The organism is Rhodothermales bacterium, from assembly GCA_013002345.1.
Classification (GTDB): domain Bacteria; phylum Bacteroidota; class Rhodothermia; order Rhodothermales; family JABDKH01; genus JABDKH01.
Genome location: JABDKH010000151.1, coordinates 1 through 2,828, shown reverse-complemented (window position 1 = coordinate 2,828; position 2,828 = coordinate 1). Strand labels below are relative to the sequence as shown.

Sequence of the window (2,828 nt, the reverse complement as noted above, 5' to 3'; positions counted from 1 at the left end):
ATGATCGCAATGACCACCCGCTGGGTCGGCAGATATTTCAGGTAGCTGACGGCGATCTTGCAAAGCTTGGCGCCGATCGTAACAAACGCGAGAGATCCAAACAGAACCGCGCGTGATGAACTCGAATGCATGGTAGTCTCTTTCTCTACGAATTTTGATGGCCAGACGGTTCAGCCACTGGCTCATTGAAATACAGGTCTATGAGCTGGTCCAGAGATGTGGCTCTCCAGTCCATACGCTGATCGGGAGTCGACGCGCCGGTGGTGGATGCCATGCGATGCTCCACCCGGATCTCGGGCGCCCATAGAACTTCCAGCTCCGCCCGACGGATCTGTTCTGCAATATGAATCTCCTCTCCGTACATCATCCAGGGCATGGTGAGGCTGCATCCCGTATTGAAGAACGACGGAGGAAAGAACATCACACTTCCGTGGGGGGCGTAGATGCCAGTCAAGCGAGCCGTCGATCTTTGCGCCGAGAGAGCCTCCTCTCGGGCCGCCGGCTCAAAGCCGCGACGACTCTTCAAACGACTCCACCGCAGATACGTTGAGCTTCTCAAAACCCGCAGAACAGCTCGGCGCCACCAGGCGTCCGTGAAGGCAATTCTCAGGAGTCGAAGACGGGCAAGACTTGGCCTTGACCGCATGAAGGGATTCTGATCCTGATGAATGGGCGTGCGGATTTGAGGCGCCACCGAGCCGACCGTCTCGTCCCACGCCGTGGTGAGAAGCTGAAGAAGTGCGTCCTGGTCAAATGCGATATCGGTGTTCGTGACAGCGACCCAGTCTGGATCGTCTCCATCCGTTGATCTCCAGCAAGCCAGCCCGTACGCACACCCGTTCAGGTAGCCGAGGTTGGCCTCGGGCGTCCAGATGAAACAGCGCTCGTCCATGTCGATGCCGGTGGGCCAGTTGAGACTGTTGTCGGTCACGGACACGACTACCCGCCAGCCTTCGGGCAGCGGCAACCCGAGCACGTGGTCCACGTAGCGCCGGACCTCGTCCGCGTTATTGTAATGAACCGCAAGAACGCACAGTGTCTTATGGATCGACGATGTCAAGGATTGGTAGCCGATGGCCTCACTGGCGATTTCAGGGTGGGAATCGGCCAACGACTGACCGCAGCAGAATTTACTGAACAACAGGCTCGAACGGGAATCGACCCGGGGCTGCCCAATGGTGTTCGCCGGAAGACGTTAACAGTCCGTCAATTCCGACCCCGGATGCGTGCCATCAATCCCCCGTTGTACAGGGCAACCTATATTGCGCAATCGATCACGACGTACCCACAACATGAATCTCTACGCAGTAATCATGGCCGGCGGCGTAGGAAGCCGCTTCTGGCCCGAGAGTCGTCATGCACGCCCCAAGCAGTTCCTGAAGGTGCTCGGCGACGACACACTGATTCAACGAACCGTCGCTCGACTGGACGGATTCATCCCGCCGAGCCGGTGCTTTGTCGTCACCAATGAGGAGTACGTGGCCCAGACACGCGAGCAGCTGGAGCACGTCCCTCCGGAGAACATTATCGCCGAACCGATCGGCCGTAATACGGCACCATGCATTCTGTACGCGGCTATCAAGCTGATCGCTCGCGACCCGGATGCTGTCATGGTCGTTCTGCCTGCGGACCATCTCATCCAGCAGGTTGATCGGTTTCATGAGATCCTCCGAGTGGCCGCAGAGAAAGCCGCCGAACCCGGTGCACTCGTCACCATTGGCATTACGCCGGACTTCCCGGCCACCGGCTACGGGTACATCCAGTTTGCGGCGGGAAGCGACCACCAGAGCGAGGACCCGTCGGCGCAACCCGTGCGGACGTTCGCGGAGAAGCCGGACATTGAAACAGCAGAGCGATTCCTGGACTCCGGAGACTTCCTCTGGAACAGCGGCATGTTCATCTGGCGGGCAGATTCGATCCTGGATCAGATCCGACATCATCTTCCCGAACTAGCCGCTGCCTTTGCCCCAGTCGAAACCGTCGTCGACTCGTCCGATGAGGACGCGGCCGTGCAACAGGCGTATCAGGCATGTTCCGGCATTTCCATCGACTATGGCGTGATGGAGCATGCTGATAGTGTGTACGTCGTGCCCGGGTCCTTCGGATGGAGCGACGTAGGCGACTGGCAGGCCGTATACGATCTGAGTCCAAAAGATGACCATGGCAATGCGATGACCGGAAATGTCATCGTGCGTAACTCGAGTCGCTGCCTGGTGCAGGCGCACGATCGATTGATCGTCATGGTCGGCATGCACGACGTTGTGGTCGTCGAGACCGAGGATGCCGTGCTGGTATGCAACCGCGACAGCACGCAACAGGTCAAGAACGTCGTGGAGTACCTCCGTGCGCACCGGCTGTCTGACTACGTCTGACATCAACCGGGCGTTCGCGTCGGCACGACTGCGAGCCCGCGCAGCTGGCAATCTGACCAGCACCCATCACTACGGACGGCCTGCGCTCAACCGGGTCGACCGCGCCGTCGGGCAAATTCAACACTTTTCGGCCGCGCCTGGATAGCCGGACTGCCGTTCCAATCGGGCAGCTACGACTCGTCAGAAGCCGCGCCGATCACTTTGCCTGTCTTTCCCGGATCTTCACATTCGAAATGAATCCCGCGTCACACCATGACGTACGCGTCACGCTCTGACCAATTAGTCACAATATGCGTGTATGCAGGTAGACGAACCGCTTTCAATGTCACGCAAGGAGCGGGAGCGCCTCTCGAGGCGAACGGCCATGCTCGAGGCCGCGCAGTCGGTCTTCGCCGAAAGAGGTTTCGGACAGTCGACACTCGATGAGATCGCCTCGCGTGCCGAATTCGGCAAAGG

3 protein-coding genes are annotated in these 2,828 nt (G+C 59.1%); 2 read left to right on the top strand and 1 reads right to left on the bottom strand.

Translation table 11 applies throughout. The features are described 5' to 3' along the window. Window positions 1–145 precede the first annotated feature (145 nt). Window positions 146–1,111 (bottom strand): hypothetical protein, encoded by a 966-nt coding sequence (locus tag HKN37_07630; GenBank protein NNE46515.1) that lies wholly within the window; start codon window positions 1,109–1,111, stop codon window positions 146–148. A gap of 181 nt (window positions 1,112–1,292) precedes the next feature. On the opposite strand from HKN37_07630, the gene HKN37_07625 reads away from it, so the two are divergent. Together HKN37_07625 and HKN37_07620 are read left to right on the top strand one after the other, a co-directional pair. Beyond that, a complete protein-coding gene (locus HKN37_07625; protein ID NNE46514.1) occupies window positions 1,293–2,372 on the top strand; it encodes a mannose-1-phosphate guanylyltransferase in 1,080 nt (359 codons plus the stop codon). 298 nt (window positions 2,373–2,670) lie between these two features. Beyond that, window positions 2,671–2,828, top strand: a 158-nt coding sequence (locus HKN37_07620; protein NNE46513.1) for a TetR family transcriptional regulator, incomplete at its 3' end; no start/stop codon positions are given.